Raw genomic sequence first — 25,584 nt, forward strand, 5'->3', positions numbered from 1 at the left:
CTCAAGCCATCCAGTTGCCGCCGTCAACGCCGAAAGTCTGAGCCAGGATGTAGTCGCTGTCGGATGAGGCAAGGAACACTGCCATGCCGGTAATATCCGCCGGCGTGGCGAAGCGACCGATCGGCACCGACTTTGCCACAGCCGCTTTTTTCTCGCCCGGCTTCAATCCTTCCCATTTCGCAAAGTGCGCGTCCACCACGTCCCAATGTTCGCCGTCAACAACGCCCGGTGCAATAGCATTGACATTAATGCCATGCTTGACGAGCGCGAGAGCTGCCGACTGCGTAGCCGAAATGATGGCCGCCTTCGATGCGCAATAGAGTGTCACCAGCGCCTCGCCGCGGCGCCCCGCCTGGCTCGCCATGTTGATGATCTTACCGCCGCGTCCGCGCTTGATCATCACATTTGAAACCGCCTTCATCATGAAGAGCGGCCCCTTCAGGTTGATGCCCAACACACGCTCATAGCTGTCTTCGGTCAGTTCGTTGATAGGGGCCATGTCGAAGATCGCGGCATTATTGACCAGAATATCAATGCCGCCATATTCCGCGTCGATCTCCCCAACAACCTTGTCAATCTGGCTGAGATCGGTCACGTCAAGTTTTACCGCCTTGACCGATGGACCGATGCCGCGCGCGGCCTCGTCTGCTCGCTCGATATTAATATCGGCAATGATAACCTTCGCGCCCTCGCGCGCATAGGCTTCAGCAAAGCCAAGTCCGATACCGCGCGCAGCGCCAGTGATAAGGGCCACCTTGTCTTTCAGTCTCATGGGGATACTCCGGGATAATACAGCCTGCACTCACAGGTGCGTTTTCTTTTCAGTCAGCAATAATGGGTGCCGCTCAAAGCGCTCCAAAGCCTTGCCGTCGGGTGTGAACAGATGGGCGTCCGTCGGGTCAAAACCTAGTTTGGCCGCTTCATGCGCACGTGCTGCGCTGCCACCGCCCGCCTCCGCAACAATAAGTCCGGTTGCGCTTTCATTTTGCACATACAGATAGGTCTCACCGCCAAGACGCTCGACGACCATGATTTCGCCATCCAGGATGCCATCAGCGACCGGATGAAGATGTTCCGGACGGACGCCAAGAACCAGCGGCGCACCGACGGTTACGCCTGCACCCTCGACCGGCGTTTTGACGGAACATCCATTGGCGAGCTGGACTGTCACCCCATCGGCATCGACGGCGCTTGCTTTGACTTCGATGAAATTCATGGTCGGGGAACCGATAAAGCCGGCTACAAAGCGATTGACCGGATGGTGGTAAAGCTCCAGCGGCGACCCCACCTGCTCCACCTTGCCATCGCGGAGAACCACGATCTTGTGCGCAAGCGTCATCGCTTCCACCTGATCGTGCGTGACATAAATCATTGTCGCATTGAGCCGGTCGTGCAGACGCGCCAATTCGATACGCATTTGCACACGTAGAGCAGCATCGAGATTGGAAAGCGGTTCGTCGAACAGGAAAATCTTCGGTTCGCGCACCATTGCGCGCCCGATCGCAACGCGCTGGCGCTGCCCGCCTGAAAGCTGCTTCGGCTTGCGATCGAGTAATTGATCAAGTTGCAACGTTTTTGCGACTTCCTCGACCTTGCGGTCACGTTCGGCCTTGGCGACGCCGGCGAGTTTCAGCGCAAAACCCATATTGTCGCGCACATTCATATGCGGATAGAGCGCATAGGTCTGAAAAACCATGGCAAGACCACGTTCATCCGGCGGTGTATCGTTGATACGCTCGCCGTCAATGGTGAGGTCACCGCCGGTAATTTCCTCAAGCCCGGCAATCATGCGCAGAAGCGTTGATTTGCCCGAGCCGGACGGCCCGACGAAAACCACAAATTCGCGGTCGGCAATGTCCAGATCGACACCTTTGATGACGTCAATATTACCGAAGGACTTGGTGGCGTTTTTCAGTGAAAGTGTAGCCATTTCTTTCCCTTTATTTCACGGCGCCAAAGGTGAGACCGCGCACCAGCTGGCGCTGCGTGACCCATCCGAAGACAAGTATCGGCGCGATGGCGAGCGTGGAAGCCGCCGAGAGCTTTGCCCAAAAGAGCCCTTCCGGTGACGAGAAGGACGCTATGAACGCGGTGAGCGGCCCCGCCTGGGAAGCGGTCAGGTTCAGGCTCCAGAACGCTTCGTTCCAGCACAGAATGATGGAAAGCAGCGCCGTCGATGCGATGCCGGGAAGGCTGAGCGGTAGAAGTAGATAGCGTATCTGCTGGCCGACTTTCGCGCCGTCCATGCGGCTTGCTTCAAGGATTTCTCCCGGTACTTCCTTGAAAAAGGAATAGAGCATCCAGACCACAATCGGCAGATTGGATAAGGTGAAAATGATGATGAGGCCCGTCCGCGTATCGAGAAGCCCGCTATCACGCGCCAGAAGATAGATCGGCACCAGCACGCCCACCGCAGGTAGCATCTTTGTAGAAAGCATCCACAAGAGAAGGTCTTTGGTGCGCTTGCCGGGAAAAAATGCTGCAGCATAAGCCGCTGGCACCGCGATAATGAGCGAAAGAATGGTCGCGCCCAGACTTTCGACGATGCTGTTCATGGCATAGCGGAAATAATCGGCGCGCTGATTGACCGCGACGAAATTCTCCAGCGTCGGCTCGAAAAATAGCTTTGGTGGCGCCACGGCGTCGATTTCCGTCTTGAATGCTGCAAGCAGCATCCAGAGGATCGGGAAGAACATCAACAGCGCTACGATCCAGCCAATGATACCGGCCGAGACCGCTGCCTTGTTGATCCTGCGTTTTGCAGCCATCGGGTCGGCCCTCCTAACTATCCAGATTTCGTGCAACGGTCCGGATCAGGAACGCGGCAACGATATTGGCCAGGATGATGGCGATAACGCCAGCTGCGGAAGCGCCGCCGATATCCCACTGGAGCAGCGCTTTCAGATAGATGAAATAGGTAAGCGTCGTCGTAGCGATACCCGGCCCGCCCGAAGTGGTAACGAGAATTTCCGCAAAGACTGACAGAAGGAAAATCGTCTGGATCATGATGACGACCGAAATCGGGCGCAGCAGGTGCGGCAACACGATGTAAAAGAACATGACCGGTCCCTTGGCGCCGTCAAGTCGCGCAGCCTCCATCTGCTCCCGGTCAAGAGACTGCATCGCCGTCATAAGGATCAGCGTTGCAAACGGGACCCATTGCCACGACACGATTATGATGACGGAAGCCATCGGGAACTGTGAGAACCAGTCGATGACTGGCAATCCGAAACTGCGTGAAATGAATGCAAACAGCCCATTCACCGGATGCATCAAAAGGTTCTTCCAGATCAATGCCGACACGGTAGGCATGACGAAGAACGGCGCAATGACCAGAAGTCGCGCTATGTTCTTACCCCAGAAATCCTGATCGAAGATGACCGCGAAGAGCACGCCGAGGACAACTGATATTACCAGAACAGACACGACAAGGATGAGCGTCTTGGCGATTGCCGACCATAAGGTGGGATCGGACAAGAGGAATGAATAATTCGAGAAGCCGGCAAAACCGGTAATAAATGGATTGATGAGATTGTAATACTGAAACGAAAACCACAAGGTCATCGCCAGGGGAACTATCATCCATAGCAAAAGCAGAATGACTGCGGGAGCGAGCAGCGGTCCCGTGCGGACATTGCGACGCGACTTCGCGGCAAAGCGTGCTCTTGTGCCTGTGGCCGATGCAGGGTTTGCTGGCATTCAGACCTGTCCTCCCCTTCCCGTTTCGGATTCGCCAGCGCGAACGTCTACGAAAGTCAGGCCTGCCGTCATCCTCCTACCGAAGACGACAGGCCGCTAGAGCATTTCCAGCAAGAGTGTGAACGATTTTGCGTTCGGAAATGCGCAAAGCAATTAGTCAGAGCGGTTCCAACGACTTGCGTTAAAACCGCTCTATGCAGCTACTTGATGTAACCCGCTTGGGTCATGATCTGCTCGACCTGACGCTGCGCACCGTCGAGCGCCGCGTCCACACTCTGCTGACCGGCGACAGCCGAGGAAATCGCCTGACCGACCAGTGTGCCGATTGCCTGGAATTCAGGAATGGCTACAAACTGGATACCGGTATAAGGAACCGGGTCCTTGGTCGGCTTTGTCGGATCGGCGGATTCGATGGCTTTCAGCACCGTATCTGCGAAGGGAGCTGCCTTCTTGTATTCTTCATTGGCATAGGTGGACTGGCGCGTACCCGGAGGAACGGCAACCCAGCCTTCAGACTTACCTACAAGCTCGACATACTCTTTCGACGTCGCCCATTTCAGGAATGATTTTGCGGCTTCCGCCTTCTTGCTCGAGGCCGGGATTGCGAGGTTCCAGGACCACGCCCATGAGGACCCGTTCGGCGTTACCTCTACCGGCGTCTTGGTAAAGGCAACCTTGTCCGCAACCTGGCTTTGCTTCGGATCATAAATTCGACCAGCCGCGGAAGTGGCATCGATCCACATGGCGCAATGGCCGGTCGAGAAAAGCGCCTGATTTTCATTGAAACCGTTCGAGGTAATTCCGGGAGGGCCTGCTTCCTTCATCAGATCGACGTAGAAATTGATGGCCGTCTTCCACTCCGGCGAATTGATTTGCGGTTTCCAGTTTTCATCGAACCAACGGCCGCCAAATGTGTTCACAAGCGTGCCGAGGTAGGCCATGTTCTCGCCCCAGCCCGGCTTTCCGCGTAGGCAGAGCCCATATTGTTCCTTGGACTTGTCTGTGAGCTTGGTCGCGAAATCCTTGATTTCCGCATAGGTTGGCGCCTCGGGCATCTTGAGGCCCGCCGCATCGAACAGATCCTTGCGATAAAGCGTAAACGAACTTTCCGCATAGAACGGAACGGCGTAGAGCTTGCCATCTACGGTCAGACCGGCGCGAACCGGCTTGATGAGATCGTCATAACCGTAATCATCGCCAAGATCGTCAACAGACAGAAGCCATCCGGCCTTGCCCCAGATCGGCGTTTCGTAGCCACCGATGGTCAGGATATCGAACTGGCCGCTCTTGGTAGCAATATCGGTCGTGACGCGCTGACGCAGCACGTTTTCCTCGAGCACTACCCAGTTAATTTTGTTGCCGGTCGCTTTCTCCCACTCCGGCGACAGTTTCTGCATGATGATCATGTCACCATTATTGACTGTAGCCACCGTGAGTTCCTCCGCCCACGCAGATCCAGCCATAATTGCGACACCTGCAGCAGACGCAATAAGCCCTGCAACATAAGATTTGGTCCGCATTTCGTCTCCTCCTTTACGAATGCATAGCAAAATTCTTACATATGTAAAATTTATGGCGCGACGTTCCGTGGCTTGTCAAGCACGGTTTTCAATTTTGCGTTGCGAGGAGAAACGACCGCTATGTGAACAGTACCGAGGGCTGAAAACACGGACATTTCCACCTGACAAATTCACGAATTTCTGTTTTAGCACATATGGATAGTCCTGGCACCATTTTAGGCAAACACATTTGTCTGCTTGACGTTTTGCCCCGCCTTTGACAGTTTGACCGGACACCGCCTGATGGAAAATGAAGGCGAAGGGAGTTGGAGGAACGTCCTGAAATTATTGACGAAGCAGCGATCAGGACCAGAGACTGGCCTGAGAAATCAGCACGTTCCGATTTACATGGCCACTTCGCGAAAAATAGTCTTGCCGCATCCGGCAAGCCTACGACGACTGACGAACAGGACATAGAGACGTGCGCAAGACCATACGCACCATGGAAGATTTCTCCGAATTCGTGGGGCTTTCGCGTCCGACGGTGTCGAAATATTTCAGTGATCCGTCGTCCGTCCGGCCCAAGACACGGGAACTGATAGAAGCGGCGATCAGGCAATCCGGCTTTCGACCAAATCTTTTCGCAGTGAACCTCAATCGGCGTCGCACGACAATTTTGGGTATAATTATTCCCAACCAGCTTGACCATTTCTACATGGCGATGACGAAACGGTTGCAATCGCTCGCGGAACAACGCGGCTATCTGGCAATTGTTCTATCTTCGGATGGCAAGCCCGAACTTGAGAAGCAGGCCATCGAAACCCTGCGCTCTCTCAATGTCGCCGGCGCCATTATTGCGCCACTCGGCGAAGCATCGCAACATTCAACGCTGGCGCGTCTCGCAGAAGACGTTCCGATTGTCTATGTCGACTCTCCGCTTGACAGTGCGTCACCTTTTGTCGGGACAGACAATCTCAAATCCTTTCACCTGATTGTCGATTACCTGTGCCGCTCGGGCAGTGAGCCATGTTATTTTTCCATGCCAATGGTCAACAACAATGCAATCACGCGACAGGAAGCCTATCGTCTGGCAATGGAAAAGCTCGGTTATGAGCCGCGCATCATCGATCTTGAACAAAGCCGCAGCTGGGATTTCGAACGTTATGCCTTCGACCAAACTGCGCGAATTCTGCGTGAAAAGGGACGGCTGCCAACGAGCACTGTTCTTTGTTCAAACGACCGCATCGCCTTTGGCGTAACCGGCGCACTTTGGCAGGCCGGTCTCAAAATTGGCAGGCTCAAGGATTGTGATGTTCGTGTCGCGGGTCACGATAACAACCCCCTCTCAGAATATACGTGTCCCCCGCTCACAACCGTCGCGCAGGATTATAACGAGATTGGACGTCTGGCGATCGAACTCTTGTTCCGGACGCTGGGGGAAACGACAGATGACCGGCTGGAACTGCCTGAAACCCAGCGCATCCTGCTGAATGCAGAAATCAAACTCCGCATGAGCGCATGAAAATGGCGGGTTGCCCCGCCATTTCAATTTTCGTTTCTCAATTCAGACCGAGCGTGCCGCGCAGGGTGGAGAGATCTTCGGCGAGCGTCGTTACCGGCCCGGCGAGCGCCTTGCGATCATCTTCCGACAGCTTGTCGTAGGCCTCGTAACCGTCGCCCTTCTTATACTTGGCAAGGATGTCGTCGACCGTCTTGAAGTTGGCTTCCACCTTCTTCACCAGGTCCGGATTTTCCTTTTCCAGCAAAGGCTTGAAGAGCTCGACGATCTTCTGTGCGCCGTCGACGTTGGCCTTAAAGTCCCAAAGGTCGGTGTGGCTGTAACGATCTTCCTCGCCAGAAATCTTGGTTGCGGCCACTTCTTCAAGCAAAGCAGCAGCGCCACCAACCACCTTTTCCGGCGGCACAGTGAGGTCTTTCACGCGCTTCTGGAGTTCCAGTACATCTGCATACAGCTTGTCGGCAATCGGCCCAAGCCCCTCGGTCGAATTCTGAGCGAACACGCCGTATTCGATACGGTGGAACCCTGTGAAATCTTCCGACTTTTCGCCATTTTCATGATCATCTGCGCGGCTGTCGATGGATGCGTCAAGATCGGCGAAGAGTTCGGCAATCGGTTCGATCTTTTCGTAAGAAACGCGGGTAGAGGGATAAAGCTCCTTGGCCTTCTCCAGATCGCCTGCCTTGACCGCATCGGTGAAAGCCTTGGTGTCTTTTACCAGAATATCGAGGTTTTCCTGCACGTAGACCTTGTAGTCAGCGATCGGCTGAACGAGGTCCAGCGGTGAAACTTCGGCCTTCGCTGCGCCGAAGCTGAGCGTAAGGGCAACGGCACACGCCGATGCAAGCAATGGCAGATGGTATCTCATATTTTGCCTCTCCACGTGGGGCGCACTCCGAAAAATGCGCGTAAACTCAAAATGTTATGATAGATTCCTCACCCGCGGGCATTTTGTGGGCCGCTGGCCTCCAAAAGTGCGCGTGCGTAGTAGTCCTTGTGATCCTGAACACCCGGCAGCGCGAAGAAATACCCGCCACCAATCGGCTTCAGATATTCTTCCAGCGGCTCGCCGTTGAGCCGGTTCTGAACCGTGATGAAACCCTTCTCCAGATCGGCCTGATAGGCGATGAAGAGCAACCCCATATCAAGCTGGCCTGATTTGCTGACGCCGTTGGAATAGTTGAACGGACGGCGCAGAATGAGATGCTGCTCGGCATTTGCATCGCGCGGATTTGCCAAACGGATATGTGAGTCGAGCGGCGTGATTTTGCCGTCGGCGTCCTTCGCGTAATTGGGGACGTCGGTCTCGATTTTTCCGTCGAATGGCGCTCCGCTATCCTTGCGACGTCCGAAAATGGCTTCCTGTTCCTGTAGCGGCGTACGGTCCCAACGCTCGACGAAATTGCGAATGATGCGCACGGCCATGTAGCTGCCGTTGGTCGCCCAATCCGGCTCCGCATTTTTCTCCCCCACCCAAACGACGCGGTTCATCAATGCTTCGTCGGAGGAATCCGGATTGGCTGAACCGTCGCGAAAACCCAGGAAATTCCGCGCGCTTTCTTTCGCCTTTGGCGAATGCGGGGGCTGCACCGGAACCGTTCCTTCCTGCTTCCAGCGCACCATCAAAAGATCGGGCATGTTCTTCATGATGTCGCGCAGCGCATGAATGTTCGTGTCCGGCGTATTCGAGCAGAACTGAATTACAATGTCCCCGTGGCAGATGTCCTTTTGCAGAGCATCGTTGGGGAAAGCTGTCATGCGTTGCAGAAGTTTCGGCTTCAATGGCTTCAAGCCGAAACGGTCATCGAACAATGAAGAGCCAAGCGCAACCGTAATGGTGAGATTGTCGGGTGTGACGACCGGACCGAGAATGCCGGAATCCGACGGCGGAAATTTCGCATCGAGTTCCGGTGGAGTCCCGCCCTTCATCAAAAATTCTGCTCTCTCGGTGAGCAGCCTGAACATCCGCTCGAGTTCGGCACGGTCGCGTGCCAGCACATCGAAAGAGGCGACGAGACCGGCGGCGGGACGCGGCGTGACGATGCCGGGCTGGTGCTTTCCGTAAAAAGGCTGGCTTTCGTGAAGCTTCTCACTTTCCGGCGCATTGGTCACATTTTCGGAGGAAAGTGCTTGTGCAGACTGAGGCGCGAGAACACCTGCGACGGCGCCCGCGACACCGGTGGCTCCGGCGCCAAGCAACAATGCGCGTCGGCCAGCGGAAACGGGCTCTTCAGTGACAATCTTATCGGCTTTTAAAAATTTCTTGATCATCAATTTACTCCAAGCTGATCGCGGAGTTTCGTAAATTGTGCGGCGAGTGCGGTCACGCCTTCCTTTATTTTCGCCTTCTCATCAGACGACAGAGCGTCATATGCCTTGTAACCATTGCCTTCTGCACGCGCATCAAGCAGTGCCTTGATTGAGGTTGCATCCGTATCGAGGTCTTCGAATGCCTTCTGTTCAGCTTTCTCGACAATGGGACGCATAACATCGACAGTCTTCCGGGAGCCTTCGAGAAGGCCGGATAAAGCTTGCAGGTCGGTATGTGCATAGCGGTCTTCACCGGCATCCGACGCAGTCGAAGCAAAACGATTCAGTGCGGAAGCAGCCCCGGCCATCATGCGGTCCGGGGAAATACGCAGTCCGCGAAGGCGTTCTTTCAGTGCTGTGGCATCCTGCTCAAGCTTGCCCGCGACAGGCTCCAGTCCGTCGACAGACTTCTGTTCGAACAGACCATATTCGATGCGGTGCAAACCACCGAAGCTTGCGTCCTGCTCACGCTTCTCAAAATAATCGGCACGAGCATTGATCGCTGTATCGAGATCAGAAAAAGCTTCCGAGACGGGTGCGATGCGTGCATAGGCTGCGCGCGCCGGAGCATAGGCGGTTTGAGCGGCTTCCAGATTCCCGCTTGCTATTGCCGCGGAAAGCGCCGCAACAGCTTTCTGGAATCCTGCAACCTCAGTGGTCAGATAGATCTGATACTCGGCCAATGCACCGATGAAAGCTGTAAGTGGCAGTTTGCCCTTTTCCGCCTCGCTTGCAGCGGTCGCAGTTACGGTCAGCTTGCCGCGAGGGTTGGACAGAAGCCCGCAGGTAATCTGGTATTCACCTGGCGCCAGCTTGGCCGTGATCGTCTGCTTGAAGCCCGGCGCAATATTTTCGCGCTCTTCCAGCACCATAACCCCATCAAGGATTTCCCACTCGACGGTGCGATCCGAATTGTTGACGATTTCGAATATTGAACGGCCAGCCGGGACGGTCAATTCGTTGGGCTCACAGCTTTTTGCATTAATCGCCACTTGTATTTTGTCACCGACATCAGCGTGACGTGCTTTATCCGATACACGGGATGCATAATAAAACGCTGCGCCAGCAGCGAGCAACAACAGTACAGCGAAGGCCAGTCCTATGCGGACCAGATTGCGCGACATCGGTTCTGTAGGCTTCGGGTTCGTCATAAAAATCTCTTTTATTGTGCGCTTGTCTTGATCTGACCTGCCGCCGCTGATGCGCTTGCCGGCATAAGAAACAGAATGAGTGCCGGAACGAGGAAAGCCACATAGGCGACCACTTCGCTGACAGTCGGTGTCGCGATGTATCCGAAAACACCAGCCAGAACCGAACCAAGCGTGCTGTCGAGCGGGAGAATGTCGCTCGCATCGAAAACGACTGTCTGGAAATGGTTCCAGATACCAGCCTCATGCAGCGCCATGACAGAATTGGCCAGAATGCCCGCCGCGATGATCAGAATGAAAACACCGGTCCAGCGAAAGAAGCGACGAAGGTTCAACTTCAAGCCGCCCTTAAAGATACCGTATCCAACTGCGGCCGCGAGCAACACACCAAGCAGCGCGCCAAGCGGCGCAGCAGGCCCCTCGCTCTGCTGGAAAGCAGCCAACAAAAAGAAGACGGATTCAAGTCCTTCCCGCGCCACTGCGAAGAAAACCATAAGAATAAGACCGAAGCCCTTATGCGTGGGGGTCTGAAATGCCGCGTCGATGGAGTGATGCAATTCCGCCTTGATAGAGCGCGCAGCTTTGCGCATCCAGAACACCATTGAGGTCAACACGAAAACCGCAATCAGGCCAATAGTGGCTTCAAAAAGCTCCTGTGCCTTCTGAGGGAACTCTGCACTGAGAAGCTGCAGGATCGCACCAACGGTGAGCGACATGGCCAGAGCCAGCAGAATGCCGATCCAGACCACAGGCATCCAGGCACTTCGTCCGGTCTGATGAAGGTAACTGGCTATAATGCCGACGATAAGCGCAGCTTCCACGCCTTCGCGGAACATGATTAGAAAAGGTACAAGCATTCCGACTATCCAAAAGACAGAGAAATCGGCCTGCCCCTTGGTCGCTTCTCTTTAAGCCCGGCACGAAGCCTTCGTCATTTGGTCATCTTTTATATCCGCCCCGCCAGCGCTGCAAGCTAAATGAAGTTGACCAACGCAGGAATGTTTTAGAATTGTTCTAATCATTTCAGAAACTTATATGCGCGAGCGATGGATGATAATCTATTAATCCGGCGATGAATGCATAAGTCCTTGAAAAACCACTGACGCTGAACCCTGCGCCGCGATCTGGATTCAACCGCCCAAGCAAACCTGTCAGAACTAAGATCGGGTAACCGCCTCCAAAGCGTATCTCTTGCAATCGCGGATAGCTGGTGTGCCCGTGTAACTCGCATCAAGAAACAGAGTGATGAGACCACGCCGTATCAAAGACGAACGCGACAGACTTCAGAAACCGACTTTGAGTCGCAGGTGATCGTACTGCAACGGAAGATTGTTTCGATTTAGAGCACGACCCCGCCTTCAAGGAACATAAATTTTGACCAATAAGCAGTTAGACACGGTCAAAATCGGAAAAGTTTCAGAATTTTCCGAAATGGTCAAAAATTTCTTGTTTCAGGGGTTGAAGATTGGAGCAAGCTGATACATATCACAGTCACTTACCGCTGTGCCTCCTCCCATTGCGCGCGGTAAGTGTTCCCCTCTGGAGGTTTGCCTATAAGGCACCTTCATAACTTAGCCGGACTTCCCAGTCCGGCTCTTTTTTTATCTGCATTCTGGTTGTCGTTTGTTTCATTGAAAACGTGGCTGGCACGATACGACAGTCTCATCGCGCAATTAACTGAAGTCTGGTTAATCAAGGGTCGATGTTTATTCGCCACACAAAAAGCGCCGCGTTTCCGCGGCGCCCTCTATCGACAAATATGCCTTCAACTCATCCGTAGGCTGCAACCGGCGGGCACGAGCAGATAAGATTTCTGTCGCCACCGACATTGTCCACGCGGCTGACCGGCGGCCAGTATTTTGCCGTCACGTCGAATTCGCCGCCAAGGGCGATCGCCGGGAAAACCGCTTCCTCACGGGAGTAAGGATGCGTCCATTCGCTGGCCAGCGTATCGCCAGCCGTGTGCGGCGCATTGGCGAGCGGATTATCATCCTGCGGCCAGACCCCATCGGCAATCTTCTTCGCCTCGCCCGCGATGGCGATCATCGCATCGCAAAGGCGATCGATTTCCGACTTCGGCTCGGATTCCGTCGGCTCGATCATCAGCGTACCGGCAACCGGCCACGACATGGTGGGTGCATGGAACCCATAGTCGATGAGGCGCTTGGCCACGTCTTCCACGGTCACGCCCGCGCTATCCTTCAGAACGCGCGTATCCACGATGCACTCATGCGCCACGCGATCATGCGCGCCCGTGTAAAGGATCGGATAAGCGTCCTTCAAACGATGCGCGATATAGTTGGCGTTGAGGATTGCGGCTTCGGTCGCCTTCTTCAGGCCCGCACTGCCCATCATGCGGATATACATCCACGTAATGACTAGAATGGACGCGCTGCCGAAGGGAGCCGCCGAGACGGCATGCTTGGAACCGAGATCGACATGGCCCGGCAGATAAGGCACCAGATGCTTTGCAACGCCGATCGGGCCGACGCCCGGACCGCCGCCGCCATGCGGAATGCAGAAGGTCTTGTGCAGGTTCATGTGGCAAACATCGGCGCCGATATCGCACGGGCGCGCAAGGCCGACGAGTGCATTGAGGTTTGCACCGTCGAAATAGACCTGACCGCCATTGGCGTGGACGATTTCGCAGAAAGCCTTGATGCCTTCTTCGAACACGCCATAGGTCGACGGATAGGTGATCATGAAGGCGGCGAGATTATCGCGGTGCTTCTCGGCCTTGGCCTTGAGATCGTCGATATCTATATCGCCATCCGGGCGGCAATTGACCACGACAACGCTCATGCCTGCCATCGAGGCGCTGGCTGGATTGGTGCCATGTGCAGACGACGGGATCAGGCAGATGTTGCGGTGGCCCTCGCCACGCGACTGGTGATAGTGGCGGATAGCCAAGAGACCAGCATATTCGCCCTGGCTGCCTGCATTTGGCTGCAGCGAAACACCTGCAAAGCCGGTGACTTCGCAAAGCCATGCTTCGACGTCAGCCGTCATCTTCGCATAACCTTCGGTCTGGGCCGCAGGCGCGAACGGATGCAGATTGGCAACCGTGTTCCAGCTCACCGGCATCATTTCGGCTGCCGCATTGAGCTTCATCGTGCAGGAACCAAGCGGGATCATTGCGCGATCAAGCGCCAGATCCTTGTCGGCCAGACGACGCAGGAAGCGCATCATCTCGGTTTCCGAACGGTGCGAATGGAACACTTCCTGCGTCAGGAAGCCTTCACCCCGAACTTTATCATGCCCCTTGCCCGGAACGAGAGCCTTATCGCCTTCAACCGCCTTCGCGCCGAACAGAACGGCGAGTGCCGCCAGATCGTCTTCGGTCGAGGTTTCATCGAAAGTCACGCCAACCGTGTCAGCATCGATGATGCGCAGCAGACGACCGCCCTTATCGGCTTCGTCAGCAATCTTTGCTGCCTTGCCAGCCACCTTGACCGCAACCGTATCGAACAGGCTGTCACCGGCGATCTCAACGCCAGCGGCCTTGAGGCCAGCGGCGAAGCGGGCAGCAAGACCGGCAATGCGTGTTGCAATCGCCTGCAAGCCGGCCGGACCGTGCCAGATGGCATAGGATGCAGCCATATTGGCGAGCAGCGCCTGTGCGGTACAGATGTTCGAGGTTGCCTTGTCGCGGCGGATGTGCTGTTCGCGGGTCTGGAGCGCCAGACGATAGGCGGCGCGGCCATGCGCATCGACCGACTGGCCGACGATGCGGCCCGGAATGATGCGAGTGAGCGGCTCGGACACGGCAAGATATGCCGCGTGCGGGCCGCCAAAACCCATCGGCACGCCATAACGCTGCATGGAACCGACAGCCATGTCGGCGCCCCACTTCGCAGGGGCTTCCATGATCGTCAGCGCCAGCGGATCGGCAACGGCGATAACCAGCGCGCCCTTGGCCTTTGCATCGGCGATAACGCCGGAGAAGTCGCCATAAACGCCCTTGGTATCCGGCCACGGCACAATCACCGCAGCGGTGTTGTCATCGACAGTGCTGCCGCTCTCGACCAGCCAGCCGAGCGGTTCGGCGCGCGTGTTGACGACATCGACCGTCTGCGGATGCAGATCGCCCGCCAGAAGCACGCGGCTGCGCTTGTCGCGGTGATGGCGGCAGGCAACGCCGACAGCTTCCGCAACGGCGGTTGCTTCATCGAGCAGGGAGGCGCAGGCAACCGGCAGGCCGGTCAGTTCGGCAACCAGCGTCTGGAAGTGGAACAGCAGTTCCAAACGACCCTGGCTGATTTCCGACTGGTAGGGCGTATAGGCCGTGTACCAGGCCGGATTTTCAAACAGGTTGCGCTGGATCACCGGAGGCGTGTGCACGCCATGATAGCCCGCACCGATGAAGCTCTTCTTCACCACATTGCGGCCCATGATTTCATTCAGCTCGGCCAGTGCCGCATGTTCGCTCAACGGCGCTGGCAGATCGAGCGCACGGTTGAGGCGAATGGACGCCGGAACAGCCTGCGTGATGAGGGTTTCCATGGAAGGAAGGCCGAGCGCGGCCAGCATGGCGCGCTCGTCTTCAACTCTCGGCCCGATATGACGGGCAACAAAGGGAAGAACCTGTTGGGTCATCGCTTTATCCTACCAGTGCGTCGTAACCGGCCTTGTCGAGGAGACCGGAAAGCTGGCCTTCATCCGAGAGCTTCAGCTTGAACAGCCAGCCATCGCCTTCAGCAGCCTGATTGATCAGAGCCGGATCGGACGATACGGCTTCGTTGACTTCCACCACTTCGCCGTCAACCGGCGCATAAACGTCGGAAGCGGCCTTGACCGATTCCACAACCACGATGCCTTCGCCCTTGGAGGCGGTGCGGCCGACTTCCGGCAGCTCGACGAAAACGAGGTCGCCCAGTTGTTCCTGTGCGTGGATCGTAATGCCGACAGTGGCGACGCCGTTTTCGACACTGATCCACTCGTGATCTTCGGTGAACAGGATTTTGGCCATGGAAATTATCCTTTGCGATAGCGATGCGGTGTGAAGGGAAGCGCCGAAACGTCAACGGGAACCTTGTTGCCGCGAACGTCAGCGAAAACACGTGTGCCGGGGGTGGCGAGGCTGGCCTCGACGTAGCCCATGGCGACAGGGAAGCCGGCGGAAGGACCGAAACCGCCTGATGTGACGGTGCCGATCTGACGACCGGATTCATCAAAAAGGTCAGCGCCGCCGCGGACCGGCTGACGGCCTTCCGGCTTGAGGCCGACGCGCTTTGCGGTAGCACCCTTGGCAATTGCGTCCAGCACGGCCTTTCCCCCGTTGAATGCAGCCTTTTCGCGCACAGGCTTGGTGATCGCCCAGGTGAGACCAGCGGAGACCGGATCGGTTTCCGGCGTAATGTCCTGACCGTGCAGGCAAAGCCCGGCTTCAAGACGTAAGGAATCGCGGGCGGCAAGGCCGATCCACGCAACGCGCTCGTCGGCGAGAAGCTTGGTCGCCAGCGCACGCGCCTCATCGGTAGGCAGGCCGATTTCAAAGCCGTCTTCGCCGGTATAACCGGAGCGGGTCATGAACCAGCCCTGCTTGGGCTCGAAGCCGCTCATGAAGGCGAGATCGGCAGCACCGGCCAGACCGGCATCGACGATAACGCTTTCGGCTTCCGGACCTTGAATGGCGAGAAACACGCGGTCGAGCGGATTGACCGTGACCTGCTTGCCGGAAGCGGCTTCGTTCAGATGCTCGATGTCGGCATCGGCATTGCCCGCATTGGCGACAACCATGAAGCGGTCTTCGCCAAGGCGCGTCACGATGAGATCGTCGAGAATGCCACCCTTATCATTGAGGAAGAAAGTGTATTTCGACTGGCCGGCCTTCAGCACCGTCGGGTCGAGCGGGCAGGTTTCCGCCAGAAGTGCCGCAGCATCGCCGCCCGACACCTCGACCAGCTTCATGTGGGAAATGTCGAAAAGGCCCGCATGTTCACGCGTATGAAGATGTTCCTTCATGACGCCCAGCGGATAGGTGATCGGCATGTTCCAGCCAGCAAAGCCGCCAAAGCGCGCGCCAGCCTGTTCATGCAAGTCCTGCAAAGGCAGGGTATTCAAATGTGCGGTATCGCCCATAACAACTCCAGAGTCGCACGTGTGCCTCCGCAAAATGCGGTTGCTTCGTGCCCCTCTGTCTCAAGCCTGAGAGACTCGCATGGCCAAAGCCATACTTACACCTTCGGCGCAGGGTTTCCCCCGACTTTCCAGAGTTGTCTTACCCGTCTGCGGTTCCTTGTACCTGAGAGATTTCGGGCGATTTCCCCTTCGGCGGCCAATCGGCGCTCTCCCGCAGACAGACAGTGCAAGAACGTCACATGATATGGCGTCCCGACACCCGACGAAACTCCCTTAACCCAATCCAGCGCGTAAGTCATGTGGAATTGTTGTCTCTAACCGACGATTTCCCGGACTTTTGCGACAAGACCACAAGCCAAGCGAGTTCGAACTTATACTCTATTATACATGCTGATCGCGACACCGGCGAGACCGCTCGTTTACTGACAGCAAATTCCTTGCAAGCGTCTCAGCCCACCACAATTCTTGGGAGGAGTTTTCGCGCTGGCAAATTTTTAAAGAAATTTTAACTGGTTAGCCGCCGAAGCAGCCTGAATCCAGCCGATTTCCCCAAGAGGGCACGAGATTGTGATCGCATGATGACCGTGCCGCGCAAAAGGCGTGCAACTGACAAGCTTTAACGCATTGCAGCTATGCAAATCTGTCTCTCCAATTCGAAATGCTTCGAGCATATATGCTGTCTGCAACAAAGAGATAAGATTTTACTAGGTGAGAGAAATGAACCTGATCCGCTCGTACAACAACTGGCGCCGTTACCGTAACACCGTAAACGAACTGAGCCGCCTGAGCCCACGCGAACTGAACGACCTCGGCATCCTGCCTTCGGAAATCCCGTTCGTAGCACGCAAGGCCGCTGCTCGCTGACAGCGCACCGGAAGGCATCGGCCTTCTTCAAGGACCGCGAATCCCCATAATTGTGCGGTCCCACCGTTTCCAGAATATCACCGGGGTGTTTTCTCCTCCTCCCATTCCCTCGGTGATTCAAGACCGGATATCCTCCTCCCAAGTCCGGTCTTCCCCATAAACACCCGTCGCTCCTCCCGCGACGGGTGTTTTCGTTTATGGACCGTACCTAGCCCTCTTGCGAGGCAAGTCTTGCCGCGCCGCGTCTGTCGAACGCAACCGAGACTGCGAAAACGAACAGACCCGACAATGCGAGCAACGCGCCGACTGTTCCCGTCGAGGTCCAGCCATACCCCCATGCGACCGCGAGGCCTCCGAGCCATGCGCCGAGCGCATTGGCAAGATTGAGCGCGGAATGATTGAGGGCTGCGGCCAGGGTTTGCGCATCTGCCGCCACGTCCATCAGACGCGTTTGCAATGCGGGAACGAGCGCAAAACCGCCGCCGACCAGAAGCACGTTCAGAAATGCCGTCGCCGGATGCTGCATGAGGACGGGGAATACCAGCATGACTGCCATATCATAGAGTAGCACCAGCCCCACTGTTCCCATGACCGAACGATCCGTCAGGCGGGAACCCACTATATTGCCAAGCACCATGCCTAGGCCGAACATGGCGAACACGAAAGGCATCCACTTCACGTCGACTTGCGAAACCTCAGTGACTGTCGCCGCAACATAGGTAAAGACGGAAAACAGGCCACCCGTGCCGATTGCACCAATCCCAAGCGTCAGCCAGACCTGTTTGCGACGGAGGGCTCCCAGTTCGCGCAAAGGTGACGCCCCCTCGGCTGCCGGCTGCTTCGGAACATAGATTGCAACGAGCACCATGGTCAGAATTGCAATCAGGCCAACAGAGGCAAACATTGCGCGCCATCCGGCAATCTGACCGAGAGAAGTCGCAAGCGGGGTCCCGCACAATGTGGCAACGGTAAGCCCCATCATCACCCGCCCTACAGCCTGCGCACGCTTGCCAAGCTCCGCCAATGAGGCGGCGACCAGCGACGCTACTCCAAAATAGGCCCCATGCGGAAAGCCGGCGACGAACCGCATCATGTAAAGACCGGCATAGTCCTGCATGAATGCACTTGCGAGATTGCCGAAGGCAAACAGCCCCATGAGGAGGAATAGAAGCTTGCGACGGTCGAGCCTTGCGCCAATCACTGCCAGTACCGGGGCGCCGATCAGAACACCGAGCGCATAAGAACTGATGAGATGTCCACCTTGCGGAATGGTCACGTCAAGGTCGCGGGCGATATCGGGCAACAGCGCCATAATGGCGAATTCGCCAGTGCCTATACCGAAGCCGCCGATGGCAAGCGCTAGTTCCGCCAATCGTACGGACGAACGTGGCGAAGTTCCCGGCGATGAAGCCGAAGGCTGAATTTTGGACATGAATGGGCCTGAGGGACTGGAGGATGTCGGACAACCCTACCACTCCTTTCAGGCAAAGGCGATATGCATTGCTGCGGCGCTTTGACGGCTCGTCGCCAGGGCTATCTGGCCGCAACTACCTCTATCTCGACCTTGAACTCCTCTCGCGTGAAACCGGAAACGATCATCAGCGTCGACGCTGGCGCTGGCTGTGGGAACAGCCTGTCGCGGACATCCATATAGGGGCGCATATAGGCTCGATCCGTGACGTAGGCGTTGATACGGACCACATCCGAAAGGTCCATGCCTCCATCGCGCAGAATGCGGCGAATATTCTCAAAGCAGAGTTCTGCCTGCGCGCCTGCCTCATCCGGCACGCTTGCATCAGGCGCAATGCCAAGCTGACCGGAGCAGTAAATCATTTCAGCACCGGCTTTTACCTTCACCCCATGGCTGTATGCGGCAAAGGGCGCTGCCATGTCAGCGGGTAGCAGATATTTCAAAGTGCTCATCGAACAATCCTTATGATTTGGGGGCGCTGATCAGCAGTTCCTTTAGGCGGGCCGCACCAGCTGCAATATCGGTTTCCGTGGGATTGATCCCGGCAGCCAGCAAGCGGCGCGCGATCATATGGTCCGCCGGACGATTGACGGAATCGACCGCCACCAGCTTGGCGCCCGCAAAATGGAAAACGGAGAATGCATTTTCTTCCGGATTTCCCGAAAGAATGTGCCGGTCGGCATCGAAGGAAAGCCCGGCTGTCTGCAGCTTCATATCACCCTGATCGGACCAGAACCAGGCAATCTCCCGAAACGGCGCCTCGCGCCCGACAATGGTACGCGCGACATGCTTTGCCTGATCTGTCGCGTTTTGCACCGATTCAAGCCGTACCCGGCGACCGGCATGAAAATGATCGTAGCTCACGCAATCGCCGATAGCGTAAACGTGACTGGCGGACGTGCGCAGGTTCTCATCTACGACAATGCCATTATCGATTGCGAGCCCAGCCGTAATTGCGAGATCCACATTTGGCACTGCGCCCGTGCCGATCACAACCATATCAGCCGGGAATATGGTTCCATCCGCCGCTTTCACACCCGTCACGCGGCCATCTGCTCCATCGATGGCGGCTACGCCGAGACCAGTCAGAAGTGTAATACTCGCCGCCCGGCTGCGCGCTTCCACATGGGCAGAGATCTGCGTCGCAACCGAACGGCCCAGCACGCGAGGCGCAGCTTCGATCAGGACCGTCTTTTTGCCAAGCGCGATAGCGCTATGCGCCATTTCGAGGCCAATGAAGCCGCCGCCGATAATAACCACATTCTCAACATCTGGCATTGCTGCCGCGATGCGGCGTGCATCTTCCATCCGGCGCAGCGTGAAAACACCCTCAAACTCGACACCTGACAAATTGGGAATGCGGGCGCGCGCGCCGGTCGCGAAGATCAGATCAGACCAGTTCAGGACGCGCCCGTCATCGAGCGTGACTGTCTTGTCCGCAATTGATACGGCGTCAACACGATGGCCAAACAGCATCTCGATATTGTTGTCGCGATAGGCCGCTTCCGGACGCAGAACCAGACCGCCGCCTTGCGGCGCTTTCAGATAGGACTTGGATAGTGGTGGCTTATGATAGGGAATATCGGTTTCGTCGTTGATGAGAACGATTTCTCCCGCATAGCCTTCCTGCCGAAGACTGATAGCGGCCTGTGAGCCGGCATGACCAGCCCCAATTATAATGCATCTGTCGTCCATAGGACCTCCGGAAATTTCCGCTTAGCATAACGCTTCGCGTCCCGCTGCGTGACTGAACAGCCACGGATTCACACCTTAATTGCACGCAATATGCATATTTTAAACATTTAGTTTGACCGATCGGTCAGATTGTTTAGTAGGATGCTCTCAAATCTGGTTTGACGCGCATCTTGTTCCGAAAACCGTTTCACACTTTTCGGGATGCGCTCTAACGCCCTTGGCCCGAGCGTGTAGGAGTTGCAGTATTGAAACGATATTGGTCCGATTATACGAGCGAGGCATTCTCCCGCCTCGATCGTGAGAAGCTCGTGGCGGTTCTGCCCGTCGGCGCAATTGAACAGCACGGCCCTCACCTGCCCTTGGCGGTCGATGCCGCCATTGTCGATGGCATGGTGAAGGAAACAATCGCCCGCCTTCCAGAAACAAGCCACGCGCTTTTCCTGCCGACGCAAGCCATCGGCAAGAGCAATGAGCACAGCCTTTATCCTGGCACATTGACGTTCTCAGCAGAGACCATCATTCGCATGTGGTGCGAGATCGGCGCTTGCGTGGCAGCAAGCGGTGTCCGCAAGCTGGCGCTGCTCAACAGCCATGGCGGCCAGATCAGTGTCATGGATATTGTGGCGCGAGAGCTTCGCATCCGTCACAACATGATGGTGGCAAGCATTAACTGGTTCGGCCTTGGAATGCCGGAAGGCGTGTACAGCGATCACGACCTGAAGCACGGCATCCATGCCGGTGACATGGAAACCTCGGTGATGCTGGAGATGCATCCCGATCTCGTGGACATGTCGAAAGCACGGGATTTCCGCACGCTTACGGAAACTTTTGCGAGTGACTTCAAGCATCTTTCGCTGGGCGGAGGCGCCAAGCCCGCTTGGCAGATCCAGGATATCAATCCTTATGGCGCCGCTGGCGATGCGACGCTCGCAACAGCCCAGAAGGGGCGGGCGACCATCGATTTTGCTGCCGAGCGACTGGTTGAGGTTCTTGCGGAAATTGAACGAGCGCCGCTTTCCTGGCTCGACAATAAAACAGCCTGGTAAGGATTATGAGCGTGGCCCCCAACTCGCAAGCTCCATCCTCCCTGATCGAAATAGACGGCGTCTATAAGCAATACGGCACTGGTGTAATGGCCGTGAGCGACATGTCGCTCAAGATCGACCAAGGCCAGTTTGTCAGCTTTCTCGGGCCCTCGGGCTGCGGCAAGAGCACGGCGTTGCGCATGATTGCCGGCCTGGAATCAATTTCCGCCGGTGAAATCCGCGTCAACGGCCATGCTCCCGGCAAGGGTCCTATCGGGGCGCAAGACATCGGTTTCGTATTTCAGGAGCCGACCCTGATGCCGTGGGCCAGCGTTTTCGACAATGTTTATTTGCCTCTGCGTCTGTCCGGCATTGCCCGCAAGGAAGCAACCCCGCGCGTCGAAGAAGCTTTGGCACAGGTTGGCCTGTCGCGCTTTGCTAAGGCATTTCCGCGGGAGCTGTCCGGAGGGATGAAAATGCGCGTTTCCATCGCTCGCGCGCTGGTTACGCGTCCGCGTCTTCTCCTGATGGACGAACCCTTTGCAGCGCTGGACGAAATGACGCGCTTCAAGCTCAACAACGACGTGCTGCGTCTTTGGCAGGACCACGGCCTGACGGTGATTTTTGTCACCCACAGCGTTTATGAGTCGGTTTATCTGTCCAACCGCGTGGTGGTGATGGCCGCCAGACCGGGCCGCGTGGTGGCCGACATACCGATCATCGGACCTTACCCGCGCGCCGAAAACTACCGCACGACCGACGCCTACGCAAAATATTGCGCCAAGGTATCCGACGCGCTAACCGCGACACTTTCCTCCGAAGATATCGATCATTGAGGACGGGACGATGAATCCGACACAAGCCGAACTGCCTGTCCTGAATGTAGAACAGAATCGTCGCGCCCGGCGCGAGCGCACCTTGCGCATTGTCATGCCAACGCTGGCAATCATGATTGCCCTTGGCATATGGGAAGGTCTCGTCCGTTATTATCAGGTGCCGCATTACCTGATCCCCGCACCTTCGTTGGTTGCACAAACGCTCGTAAAGGACGGGCCTTCGCTAATGGCATCCATGTGGTTTACGATCAAGCTGACCTTGATCTCGCTCGGCTGCGCAATTATCGGCGGCATTCTGCTCGGCATGATTTTCGCCCTGTCTCGCCCCATCGAAATGGCATTCTTTCCTTTCGCCGTTATCCTTCAGGTAACGCCGGTAATCGCTATCGCGCCGCTGATCCTCATATATGTGCGTGATACGTTTTCCGCTCTGTTGATCTGCGCATGGATAGTGGCGTTCTTCCCGATCCTGTCCAATACGGTGATCGGTTTGCGCAGCGCCGATCATAACCTGCGCGATCTGTTCAGGCTCTATCGCGCTTCGCCATGGCAGCGCCTGCGCTATCTGCTGGCGCCAAGCGCATTGCCTTATTTCATGGCCGCCCTGAAAATCGCCGGGGGCCTCTCGCTGATCGGCGCGGTTGTCGCTGAGTTTGTTGCCGGCACGGCGGGCCAGAGCACAGGCCTTGCCTCGCGCATTCTGGAATCGAGCTTCCGCAATGAAATTCCGCGCATGTTTGCGGCCCTCTTCCTTGTATCACTACTCGGCATCGTAATCTTTCTGGTGACAAGCTGGCTGTCGCGTCTCGTCCTCGGGCGCTGGCACGAAAGCGAAATACGCCGTGAGCGCTAAAATGCTGACCGGCGTCACCATAGCCGGACTTTCCGGACGCCACGACATCGAGATCAAAGGTGATCGCATCGCCTCGCTCGTGCCGTCGCAGTCAGCGGGTGGCGGACTTATCACCCCGCTTTTCGCAGACGTCCATGTTCATCTCGACAAAACCTTCACGATCCAGCGCATCGCAGAAAATGGCAGCGCCAGAGTGGATTGCCTGTTCGACGCAATTGACCTGATGAACACCGATCGGAAGAACTGGAGCGAGGCGGATATTCGCGCCCGCGCTAGTAAAGGCCTAAAAGCTGCGTTCGAACAAGGCGTCGGGGCGATGCGCAGCCACGTCGACTGGACGACCCCGGAAGTACCCGCAGCATGGCCTGTTCTGAATGAGTTGCGCGAAGAGTGGAAAGGCCGGATCGATCTTCAGCTGGCGGCACTCGTCCATGGCGATCTGGTGCTTGATGCCGGCTCACAAATCGCGACCCGCGTTGCAAAAGACGGTGGCGTCTTTGGCGCGTTCTTCTATCGCAATGCCGATCTTGAAGACAAAATCGAAGAGATGTTCCGCCTTGCCGTGCAGCATGATCTCAATCTCGACTTCCATGTCGATGAGGGTCTGGATGTGGAAGCGGACGGCTTTTCGCTGATCATATCGGCAACCAGACGGTATGGCATGGGTGGCCGGGTATTATGCGGCCACGCCTGCTCCCTGTCACTGCGTGGGCCCGATGAACTCCAGCGCACCCTTCATGCCGCTGCAGATGCAGGCACGGCACTCGTTTCGCTACCCACGACAAATCTCTATCTTCAGGACAGGCTTGGAGGAAAATCCCCGCGTCTGCGCGGTGTTGCACCGCTGAAAGAAGCGCGCCGGGCAGGCATGGATGTCATGCTCGGTTCCGACAATGTCCGGGACGCTTTCTATCCTTTTGGCGATTACGATCCGCTCGCCATACTTCGTCTCGCAGCCCCAGCCTGCCACCTTGAGCCGGATGAATGGCTCGACAGTATAACCACCCTGCCCGCCCGGCTTATCGCCGGCGAGCGCATCCAAACCCCACAGGTGGGCGGCTCGGCCAGCTTTATCTGGCACGATGCCGAAGACCTGAACGATCTTATCAGCCACCCGCAGGCACGTCGCGTCGTCTGGCGCAATGGCATCGCACAACCCAACTCAACAGGCCAAATCATCGGGAGTTCCACATGAATTCTGCCGCTCCACAGCGCATCTATGACTGGGCCGCATTCCGCGCGGAAATCGATGGCATACGCATTTATGATGATCCAAAGCAGGTCGAACTGCGCTCTCGGGATTATTTCTGGTATAGCCCCATTCTGACCGAGGATATCGGCCATTATGTTGGTGATCTTGTCGTCATTCCGAAAGATCAGGACGAAGTGCGCCGCGTGGCTGCTGCCGCCGCGAAACTGCGCATCCCTATCACCGTTCGCGGTGGCGGCACCGGCAATTACGGCCAGTGCGTTCCGCTTGAAGGCGGCATCATTCTGGACATGACTAAGATCGACCGCATCATCGCAATCGAACCCGGCAAGGTTCGCGTTGAAGGTGGCGCTCGCATTTCGCGCCTTGACGATGCCGTGCGCGAGACCGGACAGGAATTGCTGATGTATCCGTCCACACGCCGCATCGCCACGATTGGCGGCTTTTTCTCTGGCGGCTCCGGCGGCATCGGGTCGCTGCGGCACGGCATGCTGCGCGACGACGGGAATGTCTATTCCGTAAAGGTTCTCACTGTCGAGCCGGAACCGAAGGTCATCGAATTGACCGGGCGCGACATTCATAAAGTCCAGCATGCCTATGGCACCAACGGCATCATTCTGGAACTGGAAATCGGTCTCACCAAATCGACCGACTGGATACATACCGCTGCCTTGTTCGACAGTTACGAGGCAACGCTCAACTTCTGCCTCAAGGCATTGGAAGACAATCTCGACTGCTATCTGCTGACCACGGTAGACCGGCGTTTTGCACGCTTCTATACCAAGTTCGGTGATCTCTTCCCGTCCGACAAGGATGCGGTTTTCGCCATGATCGCACCGGAGGAAATGGCCCGCTTCGAAGCGCTCGCGGCCGAATTCGGCGGCAGGGTTTCCTTCGCCATGACACTGGACGAACTGCACAAGAACGGATTGCAGCCTGCTTATGAATGTGGCTGGAACCACACAACCTTGCAGGCGCTGAAAGCCGAGGAAGGCTGGACCTATCTTCAGGTCGCCTATCCGCGTCCTTTCGACGTGAATGTGGTGACACGCCAGATCGAGCGCTACGGTGAGACGCAGTACATGCATCACGAAATGGCCAGGCTTGAAGGCGAAGTGCAGATTTTCGCGCTTCCGCTGGTGCGCTTTGAAGGTCGTGACGAGATGTACCGTCTGATCAAGGAACTGGAGCAGCTTGATGGCTGCGACATCTACGATCCTCATGCCTACACCATTGAGGATGGCGGCATGAAGGAGATCGACAGCGTTCAGATCGAATTCAAGAAACTGGCCGATCCATACGGCCTTCTCAATCCGGGAAAAACACGCGGCTGGACCGCCGACATGGCTTTGACTGCTTAAAACAAGGGGAACC

22 protein-coding genes and 1 riboswitch are annotated in these 25,584 nt (G+C 56.5%); of the genes, 7 read left to right on the forward strand and 15 right to left on the reverse strand.

Annotated features, from left to right (window positions below):
- Position 1: 1 nt before the first annotated feature.
- The 5 genes from J9800_RS02995 to J9800_RS03015 all read right to left on the reverse strand — a co-directional run bounded on the left by J9800_RS02995 (position 2) and on the right by J9800_RS03015 (position 5,219).
- Positions 2–772 carry an L-iditol 2-dehydrogenase gene (locus tag J9800_RS02995; RefSeq protein ID WP_114214759.1) on the reverse strand — a complete coding sequence of 257 codons (771 nt, stop codon included), beginning with the start codon at positions 770–772 and terminating at the stop codon, positions 2–4.
- 30 nt (positions 773–802) lie between these two features.
- On the reverse strand, positions 803–1,930 hold the full coding sequence (locus J9800_RS03000) for an ABC transporter ATP-binding protein (protein ID WP_114214758.1): 1,128 nt from the start codon (positions 1,928–1,930) through the stop codon (positions 803–805).
- A 10-nt stretch (positions 1,931–1,940) separates the two neighbouring features.
- Positions 1,941–2,768: a carbohydrate ABC transporter permease gene (locus J9800_RS03005; protein ID WP_112587306.1), complete on the reverse strand. Its 828-nt coding sequence runs from the start codon at positions 2,766–2,768 to the stop codon at positions 1,941–1,943.
- A 13-nt stretch (positions 2,769–2,781) separates the two neighbouring features.
- Positions 2,782–3,699 carry a carbohydrate ABC transporter permease gene (locus tag J9800_RS03010; RefSeq protein WP_112587304.1) on the reverse strand — a complete coding sequence of 306 codons (918 nt, stop codon included), beginning with the start codon at positions 3,697–3,699 and terminating at the stop codon, positions 2,782–2,784.
- Positions 3,700–3,899: 200 nt separating this feature from the next.
- On the reverse strand, positions 3,900–5,219 hold the full coding sequence (locus tag J9800_RS03015; RefSeq protein WP_210845447.1) for an ABC transporter substrate-binding protein: 1,320 nt from the start codon (positions 5,217–5,219) through the stop codon (positions 3,900–3,902).
- 481 nt (positions 5,220–5,700) lie between these two features.
- Between J9800_RS03015 and J9800_RS03020 the strand changes: the two genes are divergently transcribed.
- Positions 5,701–6,720, forward strand: coding sequence for a LacI family DNA-binding transcriptional regulator (locus J9800_RS03020; protein ID WP_114215049.1), 1,020 nt, complete (start codon positions 5,701–5,703; stop codon positions 6,718–6,720).
- A 37-nt stretch (positions 6,721–6,757) separates the two neighbouring features.
- Here the strand turns inward: J9800_RS03020 and efeO (J9800_RS03025) are convergent, their stop codons facing one another.
- The 7 genes from efeO (J9800_RS03025) to gcvT form a co-directional block, all read right to left on the reverse strand.
- Positions 6,758–7,585, reverse strand: a complete 828-nt coding sequence (efeO, locus tag J9800_RS03025; protein WP_112587301.1) for an iron uptake system protein EfeO — start codon at positions 7,583–7,585, stop codon at positions 6,758–6,760.
- 68 nt (positions 7,586–7,653) lie between these two features.
- A complete protein-coding gene (gene efeB / locus J9800_RS03030; protein WP_114214757.1) occupies positions 7,654–8,988 on the reverse strand; it encodes an iron uptake transporter deferrochelatase/peroxidase subunit in 1,335 nt (444 codons plus the stop codon).
- A complete protein-coding gene (gene efeO / locus J9800_RS03035; RefSeq protein ID WP_114214756.1) occupies positions 8,988–10,178 on the reverse strand; it encodes an iron uptake system protein EfeO in 1,191 nt (396 codons plus the stop codon). Before efeO (J9800_RS03035) ends, efeB begins: the two co-directional genes overlap by 1 nt.
- 11 nt (positions 10,179–10,189) lie before the next feature.
- Entirely contained in the window at positions 10,190–11,032 is an 843-nt protein-coding gene (gene efeU / locus J9800_RS03040) for an iron uptake transporter permease EfeU (RefSeq protein ID WP_112587295.1), read from the reverse strand.
- 913 nt (positions 11,033–11,945) lie between these two features.
- Positions 11,946–14,771 carry an aminomethyl-transferring glycine dehydrogenase gene (gcvP, locus tag J9800_RS03045; RefSeq protein WP_114214755.1) on the reverse strand — a complete coding sequence of 942 codons (2,826 nt, stop codon included), beginning with the start codon at positions 14,769–14,771 and terminating at the stop codon, positions 11,946–11,948.
- Between the two features lie 4 nt (positions 14,772–14,775).
- Positions 14,776–15,144: a glycine cleavage system protein GcvH gene (gene gcvH, locus J9800_RS03050; protein ID WP_078336790.1), complete on the reverse strand. Its 369-nt coding sequence runs from the start codon at positions 15,142–15,144 to the stop codon at positions 14,776–14,778.
- Between the two features lie 5 nt (positions 15,145–15,149).
- Complete coding sequence (gene gcvT / locus J9800_RS03055) at positions 15,150–16,256, reverse strand: glycine cleavage system aminomethyltransferase GcvT (RefSeq protein ID WP_114214754.1); 1,107 nt, start codon at positions 16,254–16,256, stop codon at positions 15,150–15,152.
- A gap of 140 nt (positions 16,257–16,396) precedes the next feature.
- Positions 16,397–16,480, reverse strand: a riboswitch (glycine riboswitch).
- A gap of 493 nt (positions 16,481–16,973) precedes the next feature.
- Here gcvT and J9800_RS03060 point away from each other — a divergent pair.
- Entirely contained in the window at positions 16,974–17,120 is a 147-nt protein-coding gene (locus tag J9800_RS03060; RefSeq protein ID WP_002965914.1) for a DUF1127 domain-containing protein, read from the forward strand.
- Positions 17,121–17,328: 208 nt separating this feature from the next.
- Here the strand turns inward: J9800_RS03060 and J9800_RS03065 are convergent, their stop codons facing one another.
- The 3 genes from J9800_RS03065 to J9800_RS03075 form a co-directional block, all read right to left on the reverse strand.
- Positions 17,329–18,552, reverse strand: a complete 1,224-nt coding sequence (locus J9800_RS03065) for an MFS transporter (RefSeq protein WP_114214753.1) — start codon at positions 18,550–18,552, stop codon at positions 17,329–17,331.
- A 101-nt stretch (positions 18,553–18,653) separates the two neighbouring features.
- Positions 18,654–19,043, reverse strand: coding sequence for a RidA family protein (locus J9800_RS03070; protein WP_114214752.1), 390 nt, complete (start codon positions 19,041–19,043; stop codon positions 18,654–18,656).
- Between the two features lie 10 nt (positions 19,044–19,053).
- Positions 19,054–20,286 carry an NAD(P)/FAD-dependent oxidoreductase gene (locus J9800_RS03075; RefSeq protein ID WP_114214751.1) on the reverse strand — a complete coding sequence of 411 codons (1,233 nt, stop codon included), beginning with the start codon at positions 20,284–20,286 and terminating at the stop codon, positions 19,054–19,056.
- 245 nt (positions 20,287–20,531) lie between these two features.
- Between J9800_RS03075 and J9800_RS03080 the strand changes: the two genes are divergently transcribed.
- Genes J9800_RS03080 through J9800_RS03100 form a run of 5 tightly spaced genes read left to right on the forward strand, consistent with a single transcriptional unit; the run spans position 20,532 to position 25,571 of the window.
- Positions 20,532–21,332, forward strand: coding sequence for a creatininase family protein (locus J9800_RS03080; RefSeq protein WP_114214750.1), 801 nt, complete (start codon positions 20,532–20,534; stop codon positions 21,330–21,332).
- A gap of 5 nt (positions 21,333–21,337) precedes the next feature.
- Positions 21,338–22,147 carry an ABC transporter ATP-binding protein gene (locus J9800_RS03085; protein ID WP_114214749.1) on the forward strand — a complete coding sequence of 270 codons (810 nt, stop codon included), beginning with the start codon at positions 21,338–21,340 and terminating at the stop codon, positions 22,145–22,147.
- A 10-nt stretch (positions 22,148–22,157) separates the two neighbouring features.
- Positions 22,158–23,000 (forward strand): ABC transporter permease, encoded by an 843-nt coding sequence (locus J9800_RS03090; protein ID WP_114214748.1) that lies wholly within the window; start codon positions 22,158–22,160, stop codon positions 22,998–23,000.
- Complete coding sequence (locus J9800_RS03095; protein ID WP_286167422.1) at positions 22,990–24,195, forward strand: amidohydrolase family protein; 1,206 nt, start codon at positions 22,990–22,992, stop codon at positions 24,193–24,195. The genes J9800_RS03090 and J9800_RS03095 overlap by 11 nt, the downstream gene beginning before the upstream one ends.
- Entirely contained in the window at positions 24,192–25,571 is a 1,380-nt protein-coding gene (locus J9800_RS03100; protein ID WP_114214746.1) for an FAD-binding oxidoreductase, read from the forward strand. The genes J9800_RS03095 and J9800_RS03100 overlap by 4 nt, the downstream gene beginning before the upstream one ends.
- Positions 25,572–25,584: the final 13 nt, after the last annotated feature.

Source organism: Ochrobactrum sp. AP1BH01-1 (assembly GCF_018066705.1).
In the GTDB taxonomy this organism is placed as follows: Bacteria; Pseudomonadota; Alphaproteobacteria; order Rhizobiales; family Rhizobiaceae; genus Brucella.